Annotated in this window: 18 protein-coding genes; 13 read left to right on the plus strand and 5 right to left on the minus strand. The window is 43.3% G+C overall.

What is annotated here, in order from left to right; genetic code table 11:
- The first annotated feature begins 96 nt into the window (after positions 1–96).
- The 8 genes from AB4Z08_RS06450 (at position 97) to AB4Z08_RS06485 (ending at position 8,372) form a co-directional block, all read left to right on the plus strand.
- On the plus strand, positions 97–297 hold the full coding sequence (locus AB4Z08_RS06450; protein ID WP_441572913.1) for a hypothetical protein: 201 nt from the start codon (positions 97–99) through the stop codon (positions 295–297).
- A gap of 149 nt (positions 298–446) precedes the next feature.
- A complete protein-coding gene (locus tag AB4Z08_RS06455) occupies positions 447–653 on the plus strand; it encodes a hypothetical protein (RefSeq protein ID WP_441572914.1) in 207 nt (68 codons plus the stop codon).
- Between the two features lie 188 nt (positions 654–841).
- Positions 842–2,155 carry a radical SAM protein gene (locus tag AB4Z08_RS06460; protein WP_441572915.1) on the plus strand — a complete coding sequence of 438 codons (1,314 nt, stop codon included), beginning with the start codon at positions 842–844 and terminating at the stop codon, positions 2,153–2,155.
- Positions 2,156–2,173: 18 nt separating this feature from the next.
- The gene (locus AB4Z08_RS06465) at positions 2,174–3,334 is read left to right on the plus strand and encodes a hypothetical protein (protein ID WP_441572916.1); all 1,161 of its coding nucleotides are present in this window, start codon (positions 2,174–2,176) and stop codon (positions 3,332–3,334) included.
- A 36-nt stretch (positions 3,335–3,370) separates the two neighbouring features.
- Complete coding sequence (locus AB4Z08_RS06470; RefSeq protein WP_441572917.1) at positions 3,371–4,246, plus strand: hypothetical protein; 876 nt, start codon at positions 3,371–3,373, stop codon at positions 4,244–4,246.
- 19 nt (positions 4,247–4,265) lie between these two features.
- Positions 4,266–6,014, plus strand: coding sequence for a galactosyltransferase-related protein (locus AB4Z08_RS06475; protein ID WP_441572918.1), 1,749 nt, complete (start codon positions 4,266–4,268; stop codon positions 6,012–6,014).
- A gap of 15 nt (positions 6,015–6,029) precedes the next feature.
- Positions 6,030–7,205 (plus strand): hypothetical protein, encoded by a 1,176-nt coding sequence (locus tag AB4Z08_RS06480; protein WP_441572919.1) that lies wholly within the window; start codon positions 6,030–6,032, stop codon positions 7,203–7,205.
- A 15-nt stretch (positions 7,206–7,220) separates the two neighbouring features.
- Positions 7,221–8,372, plus strand: a complete 1,152-nt coding sequence (locus AB4Z08_RS06485; RefSeq protein ID WP_441572920.1) for a hypothetical protein — start codon at positions 7,221–7,223, stop codon at positions 8,370–8,372.
- Between the two features lie 51 nt (positions 8,373–8,423).
- On the opposite strand, the gene AB4Z08_RS06490 is transcribed toward AB4Z08_RS06485, so the two are convergent.
- The 4 genes from AB4Z08_RS06490 to AB4Z08_RS06505 all read right to left on the minus strand — a co-directional run bounded on the left by AB4Z08_RS06490 (position 8,424) and on the right by AB4Z08_RS06505 (position 15,411).
- The gene (locus AB4Z08_RS06490; RefSeq protein ID WP_441572921.1) at positions 8,424–9,818 is read right to left on the minus strand and encodes a S41 family peptidase; all 1,395 of its coding nucleotides are present in this window, start codon (positions 9,816–9,818) and stop codon (positions 8,424–8,426) included.
- A 140-nt stretch (positions 9,819–9,958) separates the two neighbouring features.
- The gene (locus AB4Z08_RS06495; RefSeq protein ID WP_441572922.1) at positions 9,959–13,153 is read right to left on the minus strand and encodes an error-prone DNA polymerase; all 3,195 of its coding nucleotides are present in this window, start codon (positions 13,151–13,153) and stop codon (positions 9,959–9,961) included.
- 19 nt (positions 13,154–13,172) lie between these two features.
- Complete coding sequence (locus AB4Z08_RS06500) at positions 13,173–14,675, minus strand: Y-family DNA polymerase (RefSeq protein ID WP_441572923.1); 1,503 nt, start codon at positions 14,673–14,675, stop codon at positions 13,173–13,175.
- Position 14,676: 1 nt separating this feature from the next.
- Positions 14,677–15,411 carry an ImuA family protein gene (locus AB4Z08_RS06505; protein WP_441572924.1) on the minus strand — a complete coding sequence of 245 codons (735 nt, stop codon included), beginning with the start codon at positions 15,409–15,411 and terminating at the stop codon, positions 14,677–14,679.
- Between the two features lie 190 nt (positions 15,412–15,601).
- On the opposite strand from AB4Z08_RS06505, the gene AB4Z08_RS06510 reads away from it, so the two are divergent.
- The 4 genes from AB4Z08_RS06510 (at position 15,602) to AB4Z08_RS06525 (ending at position 20,508) form a co-directional block, all read left to right on the plus strand.
- Complete coding sequence (locus AB4Z08_RS06510) at positions 15,602–15,988, plus strand: DUF2750 domain-containing protein (RefSeq protein WP_441572925.1); 387 nt, start codon at positions 15,602–15,604, stop codon at positions 15,986–15,988.
- Between the two features lie 129 nt (positions 15,989–16,117).
- Complete coding sequence (locus AB4Z08_RS06515; protein WP_441572926.1) at positions 16,118–17,209, plus strand: glycosyltransferase family 2 protein; 1,092 nt, start codon at positions 16,118–16,120, stop codon at positions 17,207–17,209.
- A 150-nt stretch (positions 17,210–17,359) separates the two neighbouring features.
- Entirely contained in the window at positions 17,360–18,058 is a 699-nt protein-coding gene (gene tmk / locus AB4Z08_RS06520; RefSeq protein WP_441572927.1) for a dTMP kinase, read from the plus strand.
- Between the two features lie 98 nt (positions 18,059–18,156).
- Positions 18,157–20,508 (plus strand): TonB-dependent receptor, encoded by a 2,352-nt coding sequence (locus AB4Z08_RS06525; RefSeq protein ID WP_441572928.1) that lies wholly within the window; start codon positions 18,157–18,159, stop codon positions 20,506–20,508.
- Between the two features lie 58 nt (positions 20,509–20,566).
- Here the strand turns inward: AB4Z08_RS06525 and AB4Z08_RS06530 are convergent, their stop codons facing one another.
- On the minus strand, positions 20,567–21,457 hold the full coding sequence (locus tag AB4Z08_RS06530) for an amidohydrolase family protein (protein ID WP_441572929.1): 891 nt from the start codon (positions 21,455–21,457) through the stop codon (positions 20,567–20,569).
- 349 nt (positions 21,458–21,806) lie between these two features.
- Here AB4Z08_RS06530 and AB4Z08_RS06535 point away from each other — a divergent pair, with 349 nt between their 5' ends.
- Positions 21,807–22,988: a glycoside hydrolase family 76 protein gene (locus AB4Z08_RS06535; RefSeq protein ID WP_441572930.1), complete on the plus strand. Its 1,182-nt coding sequence runs from the start codon at positions 21,807–21,809 to the stop codon at positions 22,986–22,988.
- Positions 22,989–23,004 lie beyond the last annotated feature (16 nt).

Genomic DNA, 23,004 nt, shown 5'->3' on the forward strand with positions numbered 1-23,004 from the left:
TAAGTATTCAATAAACGCATTGTTATAACAAGAGGGGGAAGCTGAAAACCCTTGGTAAGAGTAAGCACTAAAACCTTAATTGAAAATCAAATTAACATGTCTACAGAAAAAAAAGACCTGGGATTAACCCCTCTGAAAGAAAACGAATTAGGGCAAATTGAAGGCGGCTTCGCTGAAGTTGATGGCGCTGAAACTGAGTCACTGGACGATACAAACGTTCTTTGTGGTATCAATATCAGCAAATGTGGTAAAACTACTACTGCCACTCCTCCTCCTACCACTCCTCCTGCTGAGTAATCAGTCGTTATTTTTTTAGCATCCCTCTGAACCGTCATTCACCCCTGGTTCCCTTATGCAATATATTAAACCTATTGTTATAGCAAGAGAGGGATGCTGAAAACCCTTCATCTGAGTAAGCACAATCCTTAATTGAAAATCAAATTGACATGTCTACAGAAAAAAAAGACCTGGGTTTAACCCCTTTGCAAGAAAACGAATTAGGCCAGATCGAAGGCGGTTTCGCTGAAGTTGATGGCGCTGAAACTGAGTCGCTTGATGACACAAACGTTCTTTGTGGTATCAACATCAGCAAATGTGGTAAAACTACTACTGCTGCACCTGCACCTACTAATCCTACTCCTACCGTTGAATAGTCAGGTTGTAGTTTTTCAGCATTCTTCTGAACCGTCATTCACTTCCTGGTTCACTTATGCAATATGTTAAACCTATTGTTATAACAAAGGAGGATGCTGAAAAACCTTATCAGGTAAATTTCAAATCAAACACAATAGGATAGGGGTAACTCCCTATCCTATATTTCCAGACCGATAAGAGATGATATATGAAATTAAGCCGTTTTAATAATGCCGTAGGATACAAGGACAAGGTTGTTCTGTATAATTCCCGGAGCAATAATTTCCTGTTGGTAGATCCTATGTTACAGGAGCTGATGGAGGCCGGCAAAACGTCATCCAATATAGAAGAACTGGCGAATTATCATCCCCAGTTTTATAAAGCACTGCAAACAAAAGGATTTATTGTAGAGGAAACGCTGGATGAAATACAGGCAGTAAAAGACTGGAGCGCCCGGGTAGATGGGAACGAAAGTACCTATCACCTTGTGATTAACCCTACCATGAACTGTAATTTCAAGTGCTGGTATTGTTATGAATCCCACATCAAGGACTCCAAAATGTCGGAGTTTACCCTGGATAATATCCGGAAGCATATTGTATCCGTATTGCAGAATAAACCCGGGTTAAAGTTTTTCCATATAGATTGGTTTGGCGGAGAACCGCTGTTGTTTTTCGATAAAGTGATAGATCCTATACTGGATTATGGCACTAAAATATGCCAGGAGTATGGTGTAGCATTCAGCACATCGTTCACTACCAACGCATTTCTGATCAATCCTGCAATGATTGAGCGTTTTAAGTTGTACAAGATTACCGACTTCCAGATTACGCTGGATGGTAACCGTGACACGCATAATAAAGTACGCTTTGTTAACGCCAAAAGAGGCTCCTATGATGAAATAGTAGCTAATGTTGCCGCCTTGTGTACTGCCGGTTTCCATGTAACACAACGGATAAACTATACCAAAAATACCCTGGACAACCTCGAAAGCATTGCAGATGATCTGCAACAGGTGCCAGGAGAATTCCGCCGCAATATTTCTATTTCCCTTCACAAGGTATGGCAGGTGGAGGATGAAACCCTGAACGACCGTGTTACTGAACTGATACAATACTTTATCAGTGCCGGATTTTATGCTGCTTATGGAGGAACGCCCGATAACGTAAAGCATTCCTGTTACGCAGATAAAAAAAATCATGCTACCATTAATTATAACGGAGAAGTATATAAATGTACTGCCCGTAATTTCTCCAGCGAAACCAGGGAAGGGCTGCTGAATGATGACGGAAGCATTACCTGGAACGAGAAGTTTGAGGAACGCATGAACATCAAGTTTAAAAATAAGCCTTGCCTGAGTTGCCCGATTATGCCTATTTGCAATGGTGGATGCTCTCAGGTGGCATTGGAGAATAAGGGCGAAGATTATTGCGTATACAATTTCAAGGATTATCTGAAGAAAGAGATGGTGCTGAATAAATTCCTGGAGACATTAAATTCAAAGGCATTAAAAATTGCTTAATACCATAACCTGCGTCATATGGAACTTAAACTTTCCCGGTATATCGTAGATGTGACTATTCCGCAGTTCGCATCGGAACCAACAGCCGATCGCTTGCTCTACTCTACCCGTAGTGGTAAAACAATCCGGTTAAGCCATCGCTATCTGGACATATTGTACACCGCTAACTTTAACCTGCTTCCGGATAAGCTATTTACTATACTGTTTGATAATGAAATACTGATACCCGCAGCCGAAGAAGAAAAAGAAACGCTGTTAACCCGCAACTTATTAGCATTGGAAGATGTAACCGGTAACTCCACCACGCTGCTGGTACCGGTAAAAGCAACCCCCGATAATAGTTTCTTCGATGTGTTGATGGCTCAGTTGGACAATGTCCTGGCGGCTATCAAAAAAAATAATATAAAAGGTTTCAAATATACTGTCCGCCTGTTGTTGGTCATTCAGTATCCTGTTTCGGGCCTGGATTGGTTACTTTTGTTGGACACCCGCTTAAAGGAAATTAATTCAACGGTTAAGCTTACCTTTACGCTAAATATGCTGTATGACACCATGGACTATGATAACCTGGTGATCCCTCCCCTACAGGTATTGACAGTAAACCGGCTCTTTTTTGTTTTCAATGAAGAAAAATACAATCATCTTCAGCATTGCACGGGAGATATTGAAATCATCCAAAGAGACCTCTTAACAGGTCAGCATCACCCCGGCATGAAGCTGCAAATGATGTTCAAGGTAAACGGTAAAAGCTGGGATAGCTGGAAAATACCATTTATCTATGTCATCGCCACCAGCGCCAGGCACAAGAAAGTAACGATTGAATTTGCCATTGATAAGCCCGCGGCAGAGATGAAGGAGCAGGAAAAAGAGTTAATCTATTTGCTTTCCGACTACAAGATTAAATGTAAATGGTTGCCCAGGCCCTATCAGATTGGTTTTGCGCCGGCGTTGCAACAGGACAAATTATCGCAGTCTGGTATACAAATAATTAATACCGACTTAAACCTGGATGGAGAAGAATTATTACAGCTAATCTCGTACTTGTCGGAAACAACACCGCATCTTCATCACCGGCAAGCGCCACTACGGGAGCAATTCGCTGCAACCGGCTCCGTTAGCAATATTGAGGAACGGATATTGGCTACAGCCGGCATTCCCCTACGTGCACAGGAAGTATAAACCCTATAGAAGATAATACTGATTAAATACTATCATATGCTGCTTTTAACTACAGGCGCTTCTCTCACGCAGGCCGCTGAGAGGCTGGAAGCTTTTTTTAATGATGTATTGTTAGCTAAGCTAACGCCGGAGGATAAGCATACGCTGTATCCACTAAATTCCTGGTTTATGAAGGGACTTAACTATAGTAAGTCCGGAAGTATGGAATTGGCCAAGTATTACTTTGAACAGGGGGAGCGGTATGAGCAGTCACTGGCCAAAGATACCTTGCTTTGGCAGGCAGTACAAAATGAGTATCTACCCAAAAAAGCCTATTATTTATATAAAACCGGCGAAAGAGACAGCGCCGAAAAAATGCTGCATGAAGTAATGCTTAATATGCAGGCAATGGAGTTGCAAGGATTTGAGTACCTGGTGTTTGGCCGTATCCAACAGTATCATAACCTGGTAAGGATGTACTTTGCTTATGGACAAACAGATGAAGCTATCGGCCTTGCATCGGAAGTAGTTGCATATTTGCTGAGCGGGCATTCCGATAAATTAACAGACCTTAACGTCCCGCTGGCACAGCATCCTGAAGAATACGATGTATTTAAATACCTTTTTATATGCCAGGTATTGTTTGAAACACTGAACGTAATGATCGCGTTCTTAAAGGTCCCCCAGTTGACAATAAAAGTAAAAGGACTATTAGAAATAATTTTGCCGGCGGCAAAACAATACCAACCATATTCTGACGATGCTCAGTTAATAAAACAAACGATCCTCCTTTTTGAATCATTTTATGCAGGTAACTATCAACTGTTTTGTGAAGAAGCTGATTTATTTGGTGCAAATAACCCGGAACAATATATACCCGCAAAGAAATGCCTTGAATCATATATGGATCTGTGCCGGAAAATAACCATGTAGCCCGTAATAAAATGCATCTATGATATTTCTCTCCGCACAACCTGATGACGTGTTTTTCCTCTGGCAGTTAGAGGTCATGTTACATAATTTTAAGCAGGCAGGCATAGATCAGACCTGTATCCATATATTATTGGGTGTAGATCCACGTGTTGGGCTAAGAGTGGAATATAACGCACTGGTGGCCCGGACGGACCTGGCCCAATTTTTCATTTACCCGGATAACAGGGCAAACCCCAGGTACGTATCCGGAATAAGACCGCACATCATCAAGCAGCATTTTAATAGTAATCCGTGGTTGGAACAGGAGACCCTGTTTTACCACGATTGTGATATTATTTTCCGCGAGCTGCCGGATATGCGGGAAATGGAAGCAGGTAATACCTGGTATGTTTCCGACACCAAAAGTTACCTGGACACAAAGTACATACTGAAGTACGGCACTGCAGTATTGGATAGTATGTGCCGTGTTGTAGGCATTGATAAAAAGCTGGTGATAGCAAATGATGAAAATGCCGGTGGCGCACAATATATACTGAAAGGAACAGACTATGCCTTCTGGGATAAGGTGGAGAACGATGCGGAAAGGTTATTTACACAGCTGGAGGAAACTAATGAAAGCTTTGCTACATCTCATATGCAGGAAACCGGAGAAGAGGCGGATGCATATGTTGGTATTCAGGCCTGGTGTGCTGATATGTGGGCGGTATTGTGGAATGGATTGTTAAGAGGGAATCCAGTGAAGATCAGCAAGGAGCTTGATTTTTGCTGGCCTGTTAATAGTATTGAAAAATGGAATGAATGCAAAATATTCCATAATGCAGGTGTAGTTGGAGGGCAGGCGAGAAAGTACTTTTGTAAGGGTACTTATGAACATAAAATACCCTACTTCGAAGTATTTGGCTATGTGGATAAGTCGTCTTGCAGTGTCAAATATGTAGAAGCCATATATAGCTATATTAAATCTACCAAAATAGTTCTCAAAGACACTACTATATTAATACCGGTAAGAATTGATTCACCTGATAGAATGAATAATCTGCATACTATCCTCCGGTATATCGACACCTATTTTGAAACAAATGTAATCATCCTTGAAATTGATAGTTCCCCTAAAGTAAATAGAGATGTTATACCATCCTATATGAGGTATAGCTTCCTATATGAGGAACGTGCAATCTACTATCGCACTTATTATAACAATTTATTGTTGAATATGTGTGAAACTCCTTATGCTGCAATATTTGATACAGATGTTGTAGTGCCACCGAATCAACTATCCTGGGCAGTGGAATATCTCCGCCATAGAGGAATGTCGCTGGTATACCCTTTTAGTGGCGGCTGCTACTTCGTGGATAATAACTTCAGCAATCTTTTCCGCCGGCAATTGGATTTTGGCGTACTTAATAATTATAAGGACTCTTTCTATGAAACGCCTGTGGATAGCTATGGTGGTGCTTTTGTAGTTAACCTTTCCACTTTTAAAAGGCTGGGTATGGAAAACATAAACCTGGTAGGTTGGGGGCCGGAAGACCAGGAGCGGTATAAGAGATTTAAAATAGCCGGAGAAAAAATAAAGAGAATTGACGGACCGTTGTATCATTTGCATCATGCCAGGAAGGAGAATTCAAACTTTCATAATAGCCAGTTGGAGTTGAGCAACAGGCATGAGTTTTTGAAGATATGTAATATGTCCCCGGCCATCTTGCAGGAGTATATTCATGAAATGAAGAGTGAAGGTTATCAACCGCCTGCCTTACGATACATTTAAAAGCATAAATTCATTATGAATACAGTAGCAACAAGTGAAGCCAAACAAACACGGGAAGAGCATCTGGACAGGATTGCCAGATATTTGTTGTTAAATGGCGGGTTTACAAAAAGCATTAGCTTAAACGCCGGTAAAACAGGGATATCGTTTTTTATGCTGCATTATGCCAGGTATAAACAAGTGAAAACATACGATTCCTTTGGGGAAGATCTGCTACAGGAGGTTTTTAGTACCATGAATTTTAAGTCAGGCAAAGGGTTTGGATCCGGACTACCTGGAATAGCTTGGACGGTAGAATACCTGTTGCGGCATAACTTAATACGCCTGAATGATTCTTCTCTGGCGGTATTAAGTGATATTGACGAAGCGGTGTATTCCTGGAATTATGAGTTGAGCTGGGGATTTTCCGAGGGATTGACAGGACATGTACTGTACCTGCAAAACCGTATTGATCGCGAAGGATATAATGCCGAAGACCTGGAAAAAATTATACGGTATGAGGTGTACATTGGTATGATAGACCGGCTGGAAAGAATCTTCCTGAAAAAATTCAGTGAAGATAGTAATGCTCTTGCCAAATTTATTGCCGATAAAAAGTATACTCCTACCGAGAAGAATATAGAGACCTGCCATCATGCAAAAGTAGTTACCGCTCTTGCCAGGAGCCTGCAGTATGACATCTATCCTGTTGTTACAAAGCGCTCGCTGGAGAGAATGGTCGCATGTATTCCTGCTGCTATTGCCGCTATGGAACAAAATATTCCTGGCAATGTGCACGATGCATTTATGTATTTTAATATACAGGTAGAACTATGCCGGTCTTGTTGGAATGCCTGGAAGTATACGGGTAATGAAAGTTGGAAAGAGATCGCCAGGGAGCATTTGTTGTCGGCTATAGATAACTATCTGCCGCTGATAGGTGCTGCATTTAAGAATATCATCTATCTGCAGAAAACTATTTTTATAGCACAGGTGTACAGGCGTGCTTACCTGGAAATGCAGGAACCGGCATTTGAGCGTGTTTATGATGAAATCACTGATCATTTAATTGGTTTGTCATATGCTGCTATTGCAAAGGAAAGCGATAAGTGCATAGGTATAACAGAAGGTTTGGCGGGTATTGGCCTGGTTCTTTTATCAGGTATAGATGAAGAAACCTGCTGCTGGGATGAATGTTTGTTAATCAGTTAAGATAATCCGTGCTATATGCTACACATTGTTAAAATATTCGACACTACCACTACCGGGTCATCAATATTAGATCATCTCCTTACTTCATCATGGAAAAACGGGGAGTACTTATCTTACAATATATATATCGGCAGCAATAAATATGCGGAGTATACAGAACAAGAGATAAATGGCGAAGTATATATTTATATTCCTTTCCCGTTTGCAATAAAATACCTGGCAAACATACCAACAGCGGAATTTAAAAAATACTCCCTGCGGATTGCTGACTTGCTGGAACAACGTTTCAGTGGAAAGAGCAACCTCCTTTTCCATTTTGAAAGTTGCAATTGGGGGTACCTCGCACAAAGTATTAAAACGATATTGAATGCTATTATTACATGCGGATGTAATGGCGCCATATTAACCAACAATGCCATGCAGCAGGCCATGATAAACGCTGCCGATAGCATACTTTGTACAAGTCAGGTGGCCCGGGAACAGCTACTGTTAGTATATCCTTATATTATTGAAAAGGTATCCGTCATATATAATGTTATCTCCCCTATCAATAAAACAGCGATTTTGCCGGAGCAGCGTACTGCGTTTCGAAACGCCTGGGGGCTTCCCGCCGAAGAGGCTGTATTTGTATTTAACAAGCAAATGGCCGGGGAGGAATATGATATGCCATCCCTTATTCATGCATTTACCACTTTAAAGAGGGAGCTGCCGAAGGCCAGGTTGTTTATTCTCCATGAGTCGGATATCATGTTATATCCGGCATTCATAGAGAAGCACATGTGGAATAGTATAACTTTTATCAGTAGCCTCGCGGAGGAAGATGTAATGGAATTATATGCCGCCGCGAATGGGGTTATCATGCCGCCGCTGAGAGAAGATAATTTTCTTTATGTCATACAATTATTGCAAAACGGTATCCGGTTTATTTATGATGACGCTCCGAATGATAACAGCTGGTTTAATGAGCTGGTAAGTATGGAAGCATTAAAACCGATAACAAACGATAATAATAACACGAGCTATTTGTTGCATCAGTTAAAACAGGTGCTTACTCAAAATAATAATACGCCTGGGAAAATGCTGCCGGCGGCCTTTACAGCTGCATTTATACATAAACAGCTGAATGTTGTTTATGAGAAGATGTTAAGCCTGGAGGCAATCAGCTGAAGGTTACATTCAATTAAACAGGCAGCATTTTAATGTAATTAGAATGCTGCTTTATTTTTTCTCCAAATATTGCTGTGCTGCAATTATCCAATTCTGTGAGGGTTTCAGTTTTATCGCAGGCTGTAATCCTACGTTGTCAATGCCTTTCCCCATATCAATTCTCCTGCTCCTTGTAGTTGCGTAATACAAGGTATATGGCATGCACGGAAGTGCCACCTGCCTCATATTTGCGTAGTCCAGCACACCTGCGGTCGCTTCACCTATTACAGTTACTTTCTTACTTTGCATGGCATCCAGCAGGAACTCTTCTGTGGTGCTGCCACAGCCTCTGTTGACCAGGATGGCTACTTTTTGCGGGTAAGGTTTGATACTGTCTAATACCTTTTTCTCATCTTCCACCACGTTTACAAATCCTCCCTTGCCACGTTCCATTGATTCAATCATGCCCGTAATTTCTTTTTTCTGTTCTGCAGGGATATCGGCCATTTTCAACAGCGGTTTCCACCCTTCAATATTTTGTTCTGTTGCTAACGCATCTACTCCAATCTTTTTAATAGTATCTGTATAAAGATAGGGAGTGATGGGCGCATACGCGAAATCGGACCCTCCCCCATTGTCCCGCACATCTATGATCAGGTTAGGTGTTTTATCCAATAACGCTTTGTATGCTTTAAATAGAGAATCAATATTGGCGGCGTTGCTTTGATCGAAGGATTTTATTTTAAGATAGAGTGTTTTATCAGATAATAGTTTGCCTGCTACATTTTCGGTAGAGCCGTCTTCATTGCTATTATTCACAGTACCTTCCCGTTGCCAGGTCCCCAATGTATTGGTGGTAACAGGAAATGATTCACCATAAGGAGTGTGATCGGTATCATACGTAATCCCTATTAATTCGTTCTTTTTATTGGATTTTCGTAACTCCAGTTTTACCTGTCCGGGTTTCCAGTCATCCACTTTTGAATAGATAATCACACCTGCATAATCCCGGAAATTTTTGACGCTTTTAACGATAGCTATACGGAATGCAGAATCATTACTCCAATAGATGCCATCAATGCCTTTAGCTTGCTTCAGCTGATCTAACTGTTGTTTGGGGAGCTTTATATTTTCCGTTTCTGAAACTATTTTCTGCAAAGCTGTTGCTGATAAGGGGTTTTCGCCAAAAGCCACGTGTCTGTCTTTAAAGAAATTAAGCCAGTCATTAATCAATAGCGCGCAATGATGTGGTTTTGTTATTCCTTTTGTTGCGTTAAGAATCCGTTGTGTATAGGTTGTGTACGCCACATTTGTAGCTCCTGTTACTTTGTCTTTGAATCCTGCATAGTTATGTGTTATCTGATCTTTAACATGCAAAAATTCAGCTGTGCAATTGCAGGTTTGTCCAATAGCGTGAATGCTGATTAATAAACAAATAGACGGAAAAAGTAAGTGCTTCAAATTCATAAGACAGCCATTTCTTCAATGAACAGCATTAGGGCTGTTCATTACTGGGTTTTTTAGTGAGCCTAAGATAATTGAATTCCGGTAAAATGAAAGACCTTATCCGGTAGAAATATAAAAYGGCTATTTAATTGTGACGGTTTCTATCTGAAATTCCTCGCCTCTGCAAAAATGTTTCCCTGCGTCACTTCTTTTTTCTGCTCCTGTTGCTGCTCTCCTACTACCTGTGCTGCCTTTGCTTCTATCCTGGATGGAATGAGTTGCTGCAATAATCTCGATACGTTATAACAACGTTGTACCACCACATGCACTACTTCTCCTTCGCGTTGCAGTTTGCCTTCTACCATGAGTAAGCGTGATTGCACGATTTCTTTTCGAAATTTGTCGAATGTTTTTTTGAAAACCACCAGGTTACTGCATCCTGTTTCATCTTCAATAGTAATAAAACAAACGCCGCTCGCTGTTCCGGGCCTTTGTCTTACCAGTACCAGTCCTGCTACTTTTACAGGTTGTCCATCGGGAATAGTGTCAAGATCTTTTGTGGTGGTAATATGTAGCTGCTGAAGTTTTTCACGTACAAAGCTTACCGGATGTGCTTTTAAAGATAGTGTGGTGCTGCTATAATCGTGTACTACATGTTCTGAAGTAGTCATTTCAGGTAGCTGTATTTGTGCTTCGGAGGTGCTTTCAGAGGGCTGGCCGGTAAACATGCCGGTGGGGCGGTCGTGTAGCGCGGATACTTCCCATAGTGCGCGGCGCCGGTCCAGGCCCATAGATCTGAAGGCATCTGCATCGGCTAGTTTTTCCAGCGTGGTGAGGGGAATGCCGGCATCGCGGAGTGCGGGTATACTGGTGTAGTGGGTGGTTCTGTTGGAGAGAAGCGATTGCAGATCATCTTCCTTAAGTCCTTTCACCTGGCGGAAACCCAGGCGGAGTGCATGATATTTCCCGGATATTTCCTCGAGCTTATTATCCCATAAAGAAAGATTTACATCTACAGGTCTTACTTCCACACCATGATTGCGGGCATCAATTACAATCTGTGCCGGGTGGTAAAAGCCCATGGGCATGCTGTTTAATAAAGCACATGCGAAAACATCGGGATAGTAACATTTGATCCAGGAGGAAACATATACCAGCAAAGCAAAACTGACGGCGTGGCTTTCGGGGAAGCCATAGCTGCCAAAGCCTTCCAGCTGTTTGAAGATACGGTTGGCGTAGTCTTCTTTATATCCTTTTTTTGTCATGCCCGTAACCAGTTTCTCACGAAGCCGGGAAATGGTGCCAACAGATTTGAAAGTGGCCATACTGCGGCGTAGTTCGTCTGCTTCAGTGGGCGTAAAGTCTGCTGCAACGATAGCGATTTTCATGGCTTGTTCCTGGAATAATGGAACACCCAAAGTTTTTTCAAGAATAGCTTTCAATTCATCATTGGGATAATCTACCGTCTCCTCGCCATTACGGCGCCGGAGATAGGGATGCACCATGTCTCCCTGTATAGGCCCGGGGCGTACGATCGCCACTTCGATCACCAAATCATAAAAGCATTTCGGTTTTAAGCGGGGGAGCATAGATTGCTGTGCCCTGCTTTCGATCTGAAACACACCGATCGTATCTGCATGACCCACCATTTCATATACTGCGGGATCATCTTGTGGTATGTTGGCTAATGTAAGATCCAGCTCATAGTGCGCTTTGGCAAGGTCAAAAGCCTTGCGGATACAGGTGAGCATGCCCAGTGCGAGCACATCAATTTTCAGAAAGCCTAAAGCATCGATGTCGTCTTTGTTCCACTCGATGTTGGTTCTGTTTTCCATACGTGCATTCAGGATGGGACACAGATCAGATAATTTCCCCTGCGTAATCACAAAACCGCCGGTATGTTGTCCCAGCTGGCGAGGAAAGCCGATCATCTGTTCGGTGAGTTCCAGTACTTTGCTGAGATGCGGGTCATTGGGATTTAATCCCTGTGCAGCAACCTGATCGCTATCAAACGAATCATCGGTGTATTCCCAGATAACACCTGACAGGCGGTTGATCATATCCACAGAGAGTCCCATGGCTTTTCCCACATCGCGGATGGCGCCCTTTTGCCGTTGCTGGGTAACAGTGGCAACAATGGCTGCCCTGTCGCGGCCATATTTTTCATAGATGTATTGAATGACTTCCTCCCGCCGTTCATGTTCAAAGTCTACATCAATATCCGGTGGCTCGTTACGTGCGGAAGAAATAAACCGTTCGAACAGCAAATCAAATTTTGTTGGATTCACAGACGTGATGCCTAAGCAGAAACATATAGTGGAATTGGCCGCGGAACCACGCCCCTGGCATAGGATGTGTTGTTTCCTGGCAAATCTTACAATATCATAAACTGTTAGAAAGTAGGGAGCGTAATCCATTTCCTTAATAAATCCCAGCTCGTAGTTGATGTTATATATTATTTTTTCAGGAAGATGATCACCGAATATTTCCCTGGCGCCCTGCCATGCGAGAAAAGTCAGTTCTTCCTGTGGTGTACGTCCTTCTGTAGTCAGTTCTTCCGGATAAATGTATTTCAGGGAGTCGAGCGAGAATTGGCATGCTGCAGCTATTTCCTTTGTACGACTGATAGCATCCCGGTATTGCCGGAATAAACGATGCATTTCAGCCGGCGGCTTCAGGTATCTTTCTGCATTAAGATGCAAACGATAGCCGGCATTGTAGACGGTACATTTTTCTTTGATACAGGTTAATACATCCTGTAATTGCCGGCGTTCCGGATGATGATAATGTACATCATTAGTAGCGGCCAAAGGAATGCTCAATGCTTCAGATAACCCGGAAAGACGGTATAGTTTTTTTAAGTCATCGCCCTGGTAGGAACGGGTGGCAGCAAGATAGAGATGCCCTTTAAAGGCTTCACGGTATTCACTTAGGACCTGTTTGAACGTATCATCATAGTCAAACAGGGCATTTAACGCAGGTGGTGGAATCACGATGAATTTAATGCCTTCCGCATGTTGATATACATCTGTTTTATATAAATGACATTGCCCTTTTTCTGCCCTCAGATTACCTTTTGTTAACAGTGCAGATAGCCGCCCATAGGCATCTCTGTTGGTGGGGTACGCCAATAGACTGGGGCCATCCAGCAGGTCAAGGCAGCATCCGGGAATGATGCGTATCCCTTTTTGTTTGGCGGCAACATGACCGCGAACGATGCCTGCAAGCGTGTTATGATCTGTGATAGCTATTTCCGTGTATCCTAAAGTGGCGGCCTGTTCTACCAGCTCCTCCGGATGGGAGGCGCCCTGCAGAAAGCTAAAGTTGGAGGTGACCTGTAATTCTGTGTAGTACATACTTCATCATTTTCATTCTTCACGCAAAAAAGCCATGAATAAACCAGTGTTGAGGTTTATCCGCATCATAATGTCCCAACCTGAAAAGCCAGTAACGGCGGCCTTCTTCATCTTCCACGCTGTAATAGTCACGATGTTCGCCTGCTTCCAGCCACCATTCGCGTTCTATCCGTTCGGGGCCATCTGCTTTTTTTATCCGGTGCAGCTGTCCTTTGTAATGGAATAACATGGGGGGATAATCAGGTATCGGTGCAGACACTTGTACTGCTTCCGGCTTTTTTAAGAGCCGGATGGGCCGGGGCCTGTCTGCGCGCCAGTCTATTGTTGGTTTTTCCTGTAGGCTGGAAGCGGTTTTAATAGAGCGTTCCGGCCAGTGATGCTGATCCGGTAAATAGCGTTGTATGGTATGCGTACCCATTTTTCCGGTGAGTCTGTCCAGCAATTCAGCTATGATCACATCTTCCAGACTGCCGGGTGTTACCCACAATACTTCCTGGGAAGGGAGCGCGTCTTCCACTTTAGGCGCTTCCAGTACAAACAGTTCAATGCCTAATGCGGGTTCGATCATCTGGATTTTCCCATCGAACAGTTTGAAAAGATGAATGGGATTATGCGATGCGCGGTTGGTGCCAATGTCAATCTGCTGGATATTACCATCTACCCGGTAGCATTTAAATACGCAGGTGCGAAGTCCTTTTCCTTCCCTGGTCAGTCGTTCACAGAGTGTTTCCAGGAGTCGGTTCAGCGCAATTTCAATACCCGTGGCGGTCATGATAGGCTCCATACTGGGTAGTCGTTCCTGGTAAGGTTCGGGGGGCTGTAATGGTTCAATGGCCTCTTCTTCCTGGCCCAGGGCATGATCCAGCCGGTGTAGCATGTCCTGGCCGAAGCGTCGGCGTAATGCAGACCGGGGCATACCAATAAAATTGGCTACCTGGTAAAGCCCGAGTTTGTGCAGCCGTTCAACAACTGCCGGATCCAGGCGTAATGCTGCGGGAGGAAGTGGTAGCAGGTAGGCTGTTTGCTCACCTTGCGGTATCATGGCAGCGCCTTGTCCATAGCGTGCAATGGCCCATGCGGCGCCAATGGTATCAGCCATTCCGGCACGCACATCATAGCCGAAATTTTTTAATCGTGAAAGGATGTCTTGCAGATAGGGTGCTTCGCCTCCCCATAGATGTGCACAGCCACTTATATCGAGGATCAGTCCATCAGGTGGATCAATGGCGGTGACGGGAGTATAACGGATGCACCAATGGCCGAGTGAGGTAAGTAATCTGGCTGGTAGTTCCGGCACTTCATCAAATACCTGCAGGGAGGTAAAGAGGGCTCTGGCATCGGCAACAGACATGTCCGCATTGATGCCATGCATCTGTGCTGCTGCATTAGCGGCGGTTACTTTCATACGGCCATGATCTGCTGCGGCCAATACAAAAGGTGTGTTTCGCAGGTGGGGTTGCCGGCGGGTGAACCAATCCGTCAGTAAATGACGGAACCATATCGTTACAAAGCGCCGGGACATATCAACCTATTTTTCGGATGGGCTGTTGCGGTACTACTGCAATATGCTGGTGAACAGGCCGGAACCTGCCTGCTGACCATTCTACCTGCCATATGCCGGGTTTGCCATTACGGATCTTCTCTAACTCCACATTCCAGCGCGGAAAGCCTACGCCGGGCATATGATCTTCCTGTTCACTGATCAGTGGAGTTATTCTCCATCTGGAAACGCAGGTGGTGGTACCAATGCTGCGGGGCTGATGCCGGTGAATAAATCCGGTTACCCTGCTTTGTTCCACCGCTAATTGAAGCCTTCTTGAATTAGCGAAACTGATCTCTCTTATTTCACCAACAACCGCTGCGAGTCCCTCACATTTGAGGGCTTCCTCCATGGCCCAGAGCGCATCTTTATCGCGTTCCAGGTCAACGAAAATGATTTGATCAGGTGCTATACCAAAGCTTTTTAAAGCAGGAGGAAAAATGGTGCGGGAAGTGCTGATCCATAAACAAATGCCGCCTCCTGTCATCAGACAACCCAATAATCCACTAATGAAACCAGCGGTAGCTGCTGCATCTTCTGTGGCGGTGCTGAGGAATTCATGTACGGCACCTGTGGGAAAGGAACGGTTGGGAAATGCATCTTTTATCGGCCCAAGCCCCACATCTACGGCAGCACTGTTTAATGTTGGTTTGAGCCCTTGTAAAAGAAGGATATCTTTTTGCAATTGCGCGATGATATCTGCTTTTTTTGCGGGCATCGTTATGAATTTTAAAGCTAATATATTTAGCAATTATACTAATTTAATTAGTATTTATAGCATATTATTTTCCGTATTCTACTAGTAGTTAAAAGACAGAACGTTAGCTGGCAGCGTAGCTGCGGATGTTATTAGTTTTCCTTAAAATCCTAACTTGCACTACTTAAAAAGGAACCAACAAAGGAGTTTCATGAAGATTATATCACAAAAAGAAGTAGATAACGTTTTGAAGTTATCGCCTTTGCAACGATACAAATACACTGTTAAGTGGATCGCGGATGGCCTCACTATCTATACTTTAGCCAAACAAGCCACCATCGCCATTACTGAACTGGAAGGCCGTAAAATGATTTCATTCTGGAGTGCGGAAGTTTTCGCGCAATTATCCGCCAAAGGAGCGTGGAGTGATTATGAGGTGATGAAAGTTAACTTTGAAGCGTTTGAGTCTGAGATAATCCCGTTAATAATGAAGGAAGATTATTTGTTAAATATTTTTTCTATTGAAGATAAATCAGGATTTGTGGTAGATCTGGACGAGTTTATAACGGATCTTAATGAAGAGCTGAGTAACTATTAGACCCCAAAATATACCTGGAATTCATTTGTACGAATGCACCTAAATATTCCCCTTCCCCATCAAACAATCTTCTTCTTCCATTGTTATACTACCCGGCACCTCCATGAAAACACCATTAAAGAAGTATCCATGCAAAACCGCATATCCTGCTGTACAGTATGTATGAACCGGACCATACACCTGAAGCAAACCCTGAAACGTAATATCCTCGACAATGCAGGGTATAATAATATTGAATTTGTCATCCTCGATTATGGTTCCCGCGATGATTTATACGACTGGATCCAAAAAGAGTTGCAACATGAAATAGATACCGGCCTGGTGACCTATTTCAGAACAAAAGATCCTCAGTTTTTCCACATGAGCCATTCCAAGAATATGGTATTCAGACTCGGTACCGGCGATATTCTATGCAGTATAGATGCTGATAATTTCACCGGTCCCGGGTTTGCAGCATATGTAAATGAGCAGTTCAATAAAGAGTCTGATATCTTTTTAATGCCTCCCCGTATTGGCGCTAACAAAAAATGGTGGGATGTACAGGGACGGGTATGTGTAAGGCGGGACGATTTTTATGCAATGAGAGGATATGATGAAAAAGTAATGGATTATGGTTATGAAGACAAAGACTTCAAATGCAGACTGGAAGCCTATGGACGAAAAAGTGTTATTATTAAAGAGCCTGTATTTTTAAATGCCATTACCCATGATGATAGTATGCGGATAGCTGATGGCTTTTCAACAAAGAAAACGAAAGACGTACTTATTTCCTCACAGGGAGAAGATTTAACGGAGATTATTTACCTGGAAGAGCATAATATATTTGAAATATTTTACGTGAGCAGTGAATCATTGGCCAGCGGAAAATTAAGCGATTGTGTGCTGCATCCCAAAAAGAGATATGACGGTGTTTATAGGCAGGATGGGAAAGTGCTACAGCTGTACAAGGATAATGGCATCTTGTTCAAGACCTTGACTTATACAGGTAATGACCACCTTATGTCAGATGATCACCGGGGCTTTAATCGCATTAGTTCTGACTTGTTGCGGGAAAATTTCTTACTGAAAAGAGCTATTTATGTAGGAAAGAAAATCTTTTCCAATAACAAAAATAAAGGCGGCATCGTGAATGAAAGTGGCTTCGGACAGGGCATCGTTTATCCTAACTTTTCTGATATCAGCATTCATCTCGGGGAAGAAGTGGCAGCAGGCCGAATTTGATTTTGGGCAAAACTTTGCTAACTTCGCTTCAGGTACGATAAAAGTCTGCAGTAATGCAGACTTTTTGTATTTCAAGCGTAATCGTATTCATTAATAAATCAAAAGAGCAGGAGATTTTCATTAATTTCCGACTTCAATTCAGGGATCATAATGGTAGCAAGTAGCAAATTTATAGCGGTGGAAGGTTTAGATGGCGCCGGGAAGTCAACGCAGATAGAACTGCTGACAAAATACCTGGAGTCAAAAAATGAGAAGACCAAATTCGTGCACTTTCCCCGGAGCAACCAGGGCGTGTTTGGTGAACTCATTGCTAAATTTCTCCGTGGTGAATTTGGCGAGGTGAAAAATGTACACCCGCAGCTGGTGGCGTTATTGTTTGCGGAAGACCGTAAAGCATTTGCCGCTACCATCAATGAATGGCTCCGTGATGGCTATTTTGTGCTGGTAGACAGGTATGTACTTTCAAACATTGCCTTTCAATGCGCCAAGCTACATACCGATTCAGAGAAAGAATACCTGCGCAACTGGATCAATGATTTCGAATATAATTACAACCAGATCCCCAAACCACAGTTTTCTATTTACCTGGATGTACCATTTTCCTTTGTTGAATCAGCGTTGGCCAAAAGACGCGTCAATGAAGACCGGGACTACCTCCAGGGGAAAGATGATATCCACGAAAAAGATACTTCCCTGCAACAGGCCGTAAAGAAAGAGTATGAAGCGATGCTGTTAGCTGATGAAAGCATTAACAGGATTGTTTGCGCTAATGACACTCAGGGAATGAGGTCTGTGGAAGACATTCATGCAGAGATCATACAGCTGGTCAATAGCCGTCTGCAGCTCTAACCCGTAAAATTCCGCTTTCGATCATTATATTTCCCTTTTTCGCAATCAGGGATAAATTGTAGCTGCTAGCTTTGCGCTTCAAATTTATCAGCCTATATATGCGTAGTATATTTTTATTAATTCCCATCCTATTGGGAGTTACGCTATCAGCCAATGCTCAGCAAGCTGTTTTAAAAGGCACCGTGAAAACTGAAACCGGTGATCAGCTGCCATTTGCAAATATCAGCATCCCCGGATCAAAAACAGGTGTGGTAGCCAATAAATCAGGTGTTTTTATACTCACACTGGCTAAAGCCGGTACTTACAAAATAAAGGTGACCAGTGTAGGATATAAAGGAATGGAACAAACCGTTACCCTGCTCCCTAACGATACCACCCACCAGGAAATAACTTTATCATCGAATGGCGACCTGCAGGAATTTGTAGTATCTGCCAGTCGTAAACAGGAAACACTGGACCAGGTGCCGTCTTCCATTACTATTTTAGGTGCTAAAGATTTAGCTATTCAAAAAGGAATCAGTAATAATATTTCGGACATCCTGGCTAACAGTGTGCCCGGACTGGGTTTCAGCAGCAATACTACCGGTAATTCCGGGCAAACGCTGAGAGGCAGAGAGATATTGGTGATGATTGACGGTATTCCACAGTCAACACCGCTGAGAAACGGAGGTCGTGATATCCGCAGCATAGATCCTTCTGCCATTGAAAGAGTGGAAGTGATAAAAGGCGCTACCGCCATTTATGGTAATGGCGCCGATGGTGGATTGATCAATTATATCACCAAAAAAGCCAACCCGGGACAGCCTTTGAGTGGACAAACCACCATCGGTGGCAATACCCAGCTAAAAAATGCACAGCATACCGGTGGCTGGCAGGTAGGACAACTGTTGTCCGGTTCATATAAGAAACTGGATTATGTAGTTTCAGGACACTATGAACAAACCGGTGTGTATAAAGATGCAAAGGGCGTAGTGCTCTCTCCTGATTATGGTCTGGGGGAAACACAGTTATGGAATGCTTATACAAAAATTGGTTACAACATTAATCCCCTCAACCGTGTGGAAGTGATGTATAACTTTTTCGGTAGCCAGCAACGGAGTGACTATATCCTGAAAAAAGGCCACTATCGGGATACCGCAGCTACTGGCGTTTTTGGGACCCGTCCCGGCAATCCGGAAGGAACACCTTACAACCATAACGTAAACGTGCATTATGGCAGCCAGAAAATTATCGGTAATACTGATCTGGATATCAATGTATACTACCAGAAATTTTATACCGTATTCTCCTGGGTAGATTCCTTTGTAGGTGGCGGCCAGTCAACCATTTCATCGGATAAAAAAGGGATACGTATTAATTTATCTACTCCATTCCAGGCTGGTAAAAACATAGATGGTGACCTGGTATACGGATTAGATATCTTAAATGATAAAACAGCACAGAAGCTGACGGATGGAAGAACCTGGGTACCGGAAATGAGTATGCGCAACCTGGCGCCTTATGCACAACTGAAGACCACTTTCTTCAAGCACCTGATATTTAAAGCAGGTGCGCGCTACGAAAATATTAATATCGATGTACCGGATTATACCACCATTATTTCCCTGAATACCAAAACAGGTCTGTATTCTGAAGGTGGTAAAAGTGTAAAAGGTGGTGCTATTGACTACAACGCCCTGGTATTTAACGCAGGGTTACGTTATAATCAGCTGAAATATTTCAAACCCTTTATCAGCTACTCCCAGAGCTTTTCTGTGAATGAGCTGGGCCGTACTTTACGTACTGCCAGTGAAAGCACGGTATCCCTGTTAAAAACAAAAGCTATCATTGCCAATAACTACGAAGCGGGCTTTAACAGTACATTAGGTCCTGTAGAACTGGAAGGTAGTTATTATATCAGCTCCTCTAAATTAGGCGCCAACTACACACTGGTAGAAGGTCGGTTTGAAATAGCACGGGAGCCGATTAAGATCCATGGTTTCGAAATAGCTGCTGATGTTCGTATCCTGAAAAATTTAGGTGCAGGTGCCTCTTATTCCTATATCGAAGGAAAAATAGATGCCAACAAAAATGGTAAGTATAACGATAAAGAGGATACTTATATCCTGGGAGATAAAATTGCTCCGCCAAAGTTAACCGCCTACATCCGCTATCAGCCGGTGAAGCAATGGAATTTACGTTTGCAGATGCTGCAAGCTGGCGCGCGTAATCGCTTTGCTCCGGATGCTACTGGTGCATACACTTATGGAAAAGGACCTATAGAACAGTTTACCTTATTCAGCTTCTTCTCTGACTTTAATATAGATGGTCATAGCAGTGTGCAGCTCGGAGTAGATAATATTTTCAACAAAGACTATTACACCGTTACTTCTCAATGGAATGCCAGGAATGAGAATTTTATAAAGGGATCAGGCGCACGTGTTAATATTACTTATAACTATAAGTTTTAAAAAAAGAAGGCCAGCTTCTCTGATAAAGGGAAGCTGGCCTTCTTTTTAAAACCACCTATCATGGTTGTAATTGCAATAACCTCGCGGCATTGCTATAAAATATTTTCTGTTCTTCTTCCTTCGTAAACCCCATCGCCTCTATTCCTTTAATTGCTTCGCCCGGTGCGAAAACGGGAAAGTCAGAGCCAAACAGGAACTGGTCTACACCGATTTTCCGGATAGTCCATACCAGCTGGTCCCGATAGGGAGAATCACCGAGTAAAGGTGCAATGGCTGAGAGGTCCATCCAGATATTACCCTTATACCAGGGATATTTCTTCAATGCTTCAATAGCAAGAAGTTGTGGGAAATTTATCAATCCCGTATGCGCAAATATGAATTTCGCTTCCGGGTTGGTAGCAGCCAGCATAATCAGCTTACCAATTTCACTGTTATCCAATAAGCTATAGCTGTCAAACAGCAAGGTCATATGTAGTTCCCCAGCTTTTTTGGCAATAGCAGCTACTTCTGGTGCCGCTACATCAAAACGTTGGGTGTTGGGGTGCAGCTTTATTACCTGTACTCCCTGCTGGTGTACCCGCTCCATTTCTGCAAATGCATCTGCGCCATCCATAGGATGCACAGAGCATACAGGTATCAGGGAAGGATATTTTTTGCTAAGCGCTATAATGCTATCATTTCTCCAGCGGGTATTCACCATATCTCCTTTCCAGGCCATGGTGATAATGGCTGCTTTAGTAATAGGCGTAGCAGTCATAAAGGCTTGTATATCCTTTAGAGAATTGGTACGCTCGGCGCTCAGGCTTTTGACTTCCTGTTCGTTCAAACCGATATGCACATGCATGTCTATAATTTTTCCTTTATAGTGAGGAGCGGAAGACTGGCTTATTCCTTTGATGGCGATAAATAACAATACCAGGCTGAAAACAGGGATCAGGAACTTTCTCATAATAGCAGATCTTGGATGATGTTTTTGGCAAAAACGGTGTTCTAAATTACATTAATTTTTACAGGTTGTAAGACAGAAAAAAATAATGATCGTTTAGTCTTCACCGGGAGGGCTCCCAAAATATTTTTTGTGTTTGTAAGGAATTCTGCCCCGTTCACCTGTCCTCAGGTGTAGGATATCCGTGTAAACCCGGTTCCACTGTTATGAGTCCGCATTGTTTGCACAACCAACAAGCATTTGCGGCTCCTTTGTAGTAATACGGCTTTCCATAAGACAGGCACTGATCGGCGCGTAGCAAACAGTTCATTCCACAAAAAGCAGCATTCCTGATTCCACAAAAACTGAAAACATGAAAACTCCATCGGGCGCAAAAGCGCTTTCCCGCACCCAGTGTGTAGTGGCCCTCCTATTGGCACTGATTTTTGTTGGCTGCCAAAAAAAAGAAATGATAGCAAAAGATCCGGCTTCCCTTTCGGGAACAAAGGCTAACCTGGTCACTATCAATTCTGTACAACCTGTAAAGTCGGAAGCATTGCTGGCCATGCAGTGCTATAACAACGCCTTCTACCATCAGTATGGTACCTATGGTCCTTCCTTTAAAGCGTACTATTATTCTGATGTAACCCAGAGCGGCCGCATGGATTTCTGGCGACAGGCAGAAGCTATTGAAATGTTGATTGATGCGTATACCGTCAACAACGACATAGATCTCAAAAACAAGATGGTATACCTCTACAATGGTATGAGAGATGCCTATGGCTTACTCTGGACTTCCAACATCTATAACGATGATGTCATCTGGGGTGCCCTGATGTGTATCCGTGCTTTTCAGATTACCAATGATGGCGGTATGAAAGACATGGCAAAAAACAATTTCGATATGGTATGGGCCCGTGCCTGGGATACCAATCTGGGCGGCGGCTTATGGTGGACTACCGCCAATAACTCCAAGAATGTATGTGTAAACGCGCCTGCAGCCATTTGCGCCATGTACCTTTACCAGGCTACCGGCGATGTTGGTTACCGCACGAAGGCAAAACAGATCCTGGACTGGATGGTCACCAAGTTGTACGTATCCGGCACAGGTGAAGTAAAAGGCGCTATGAATTCAGCCGGCACTATTACGGAAGGAGCACGCACCTATACCCAGGGCACTTTCATTGGCGCCTGCAGCATGTTGCATAACTCCTACCCTTCCAATGGATACAAAGCTATGGGAGCTAAAGCTATGGACTATACGAAAAATACTATGAGCAATGCACAGGGCCTGCTGCCGGATGAATATGATAACGACGATTGCCAGGGCTTTAAAGCTATTTTTGCACGTTGGGCCTGCAAGTTTGTACATGACCAGAGCTACCAGAGCACTTATGCTGCCTGGCTTAACTACAACGCCGCAGAAGCCTGGAACTACAGAAACTCCAATGGTTTGATGTGGGGACAGTGGTGGCACAGAACACCGGATAATTACGTGAACTCATTTGAAACAACCTGCGGTGTAGCGATGATGAATGGGGTATGGCTTTTTTAGCTGTTAGGCATTAGCT

The organism is Chitinophaga sp. RAB17 (assembly GCF_052114225.1).
Taxonomy (GTDB): Bacteria; Bacteroidota; Bacteroidia; order Chitinophagales; family Chitinophagaceae; genus Chitinophaga.

Bases quoted from the DNA above. Each gene is read 5' to 3' on its own strand.
- AB4Z08_RS06465 (WP_441572916.1), top strand. From the start codon at position 2,174: ATGGAACTTAAACTTTCCCGGTATATCGTAGATGTGACTATTCCGCAG.
- AB4Z08_RS06535 (WP_441572930.1), top strand. From the start codon at position 21,807: ATGAAAACTCCATCGGGCGCAAAAGCGCTTTCCCGCACCCAGTGTGTA.
- AB4Z08_RS06485 (WP_441572920.1), top strand. From the start codon at position 7,221: ATGCTACACATTGTTAAAATATTCGACACTACCACTACCGGGTCATCA.
- AB4Z08_RS06500 (WP_441572923.1), bottom strand. From the start codon at position 14,675: ATGTCCCGGCGCTTTGTAACGATATGGTTCCGTCATTTACTGACGGAT.
- AB4Z08_RS06475 (WP_441572918.1), top strand. From the start codon at position 4,266: ATGATATTTCTCTCCGCACAACCTGATGACGTGTTTTTCCTCTGGCAG.
- AB4Z08_RS06450 (WP_441572913.1), top strand. From the start codon at position 97: ATGTCTACAGAAAAAAAAGACCTGGGATTAACCCCTCTGAAAGAAAAC.
- AB4Z08_RS06455 (WP_441572914.1), top strand. From the start codon at position 447: ATGTCTACAGAAAAAAAAGACCTGGGTTTAACCCCTTTGCAAGAAAAC.
- AB4Z08_RS06515 (WP_441572926.1), top strand. From the start codon at position 16,118: ATGCAAAACCGCATATCCTGCTGTACAGTATGTATGAACCGGACCATA.
- AB4Z08_RS06460 (WP_441572915.1), top strand. From the start codon at position 842: ATGAAATTAAGCCGTTTTAATAATGCCGTAGGATACAAGGACAAGGTT.
- AB4Z08_RS06530 (WP_441572929.1), bottom strand. From the start codon at position 21,457: ATGAGAAAGTTCCTGATCCCTGTTTTCAGCCTGGTATTGTTATTTATC.
- AB4Z08_RS06490 (WP_441572921.1), bottom strand. From the start codon at position 9,818: ATGAATTTGAAGCACTTACTTTTTCCGTCTATTTGTTTATTAATCAGC.
- AB4Z08_RS06525 (WP_441572928.1), top strand. From the start codon at position 18,157: ATGCGTAGTATATTTTTATTAATTCCCATCCTATTGGGAGTTACGCTA.
- AB4Z08_RS06510 (WP_441572925.1), top strand. From the start codon at position 15,602: ATGAAGATTATATCACAAAAAGAAGTAGATAACGTTTTGAAGTTATCG.
- tmk (WP_441572927.1), top strand. From the start codon at position 17,360: ATGGTAGCAAGTAGCAAATTTATAGCGGTGGAAGGTTTAGATGGCGCC.
- AB4Z08_RS06480 (WP_441572919.1), top strand. From the start codon at position 6,030: ATGAATACAGTAGCAACAAGTGAAGCCAAACAAACACGGGAAGAGCAT.
- AB4Z08_RS06505 (WP_441572924.1), bottom strand. From the start codon at position 15,411: ATGCCCGCAAAAAAAGCAGATATCATCGCGCAATTGCAAAAAGATATC.
- AB4Z08_RS06495 (WP_441572922.1), bottom strand. From the start codon at position 13,153: ATGTACTACACAGAATTACAGGTCACCTCCAACTTTAGCTTTCTGCAG.
- AB4Z08_RS06470 (WP_441572917.1), top strand. From the start codon at position 3,371: ATGCTGCTTTTAACTACAGGCGCTTCTCTCACGCAGGCCGCTGAGAGG.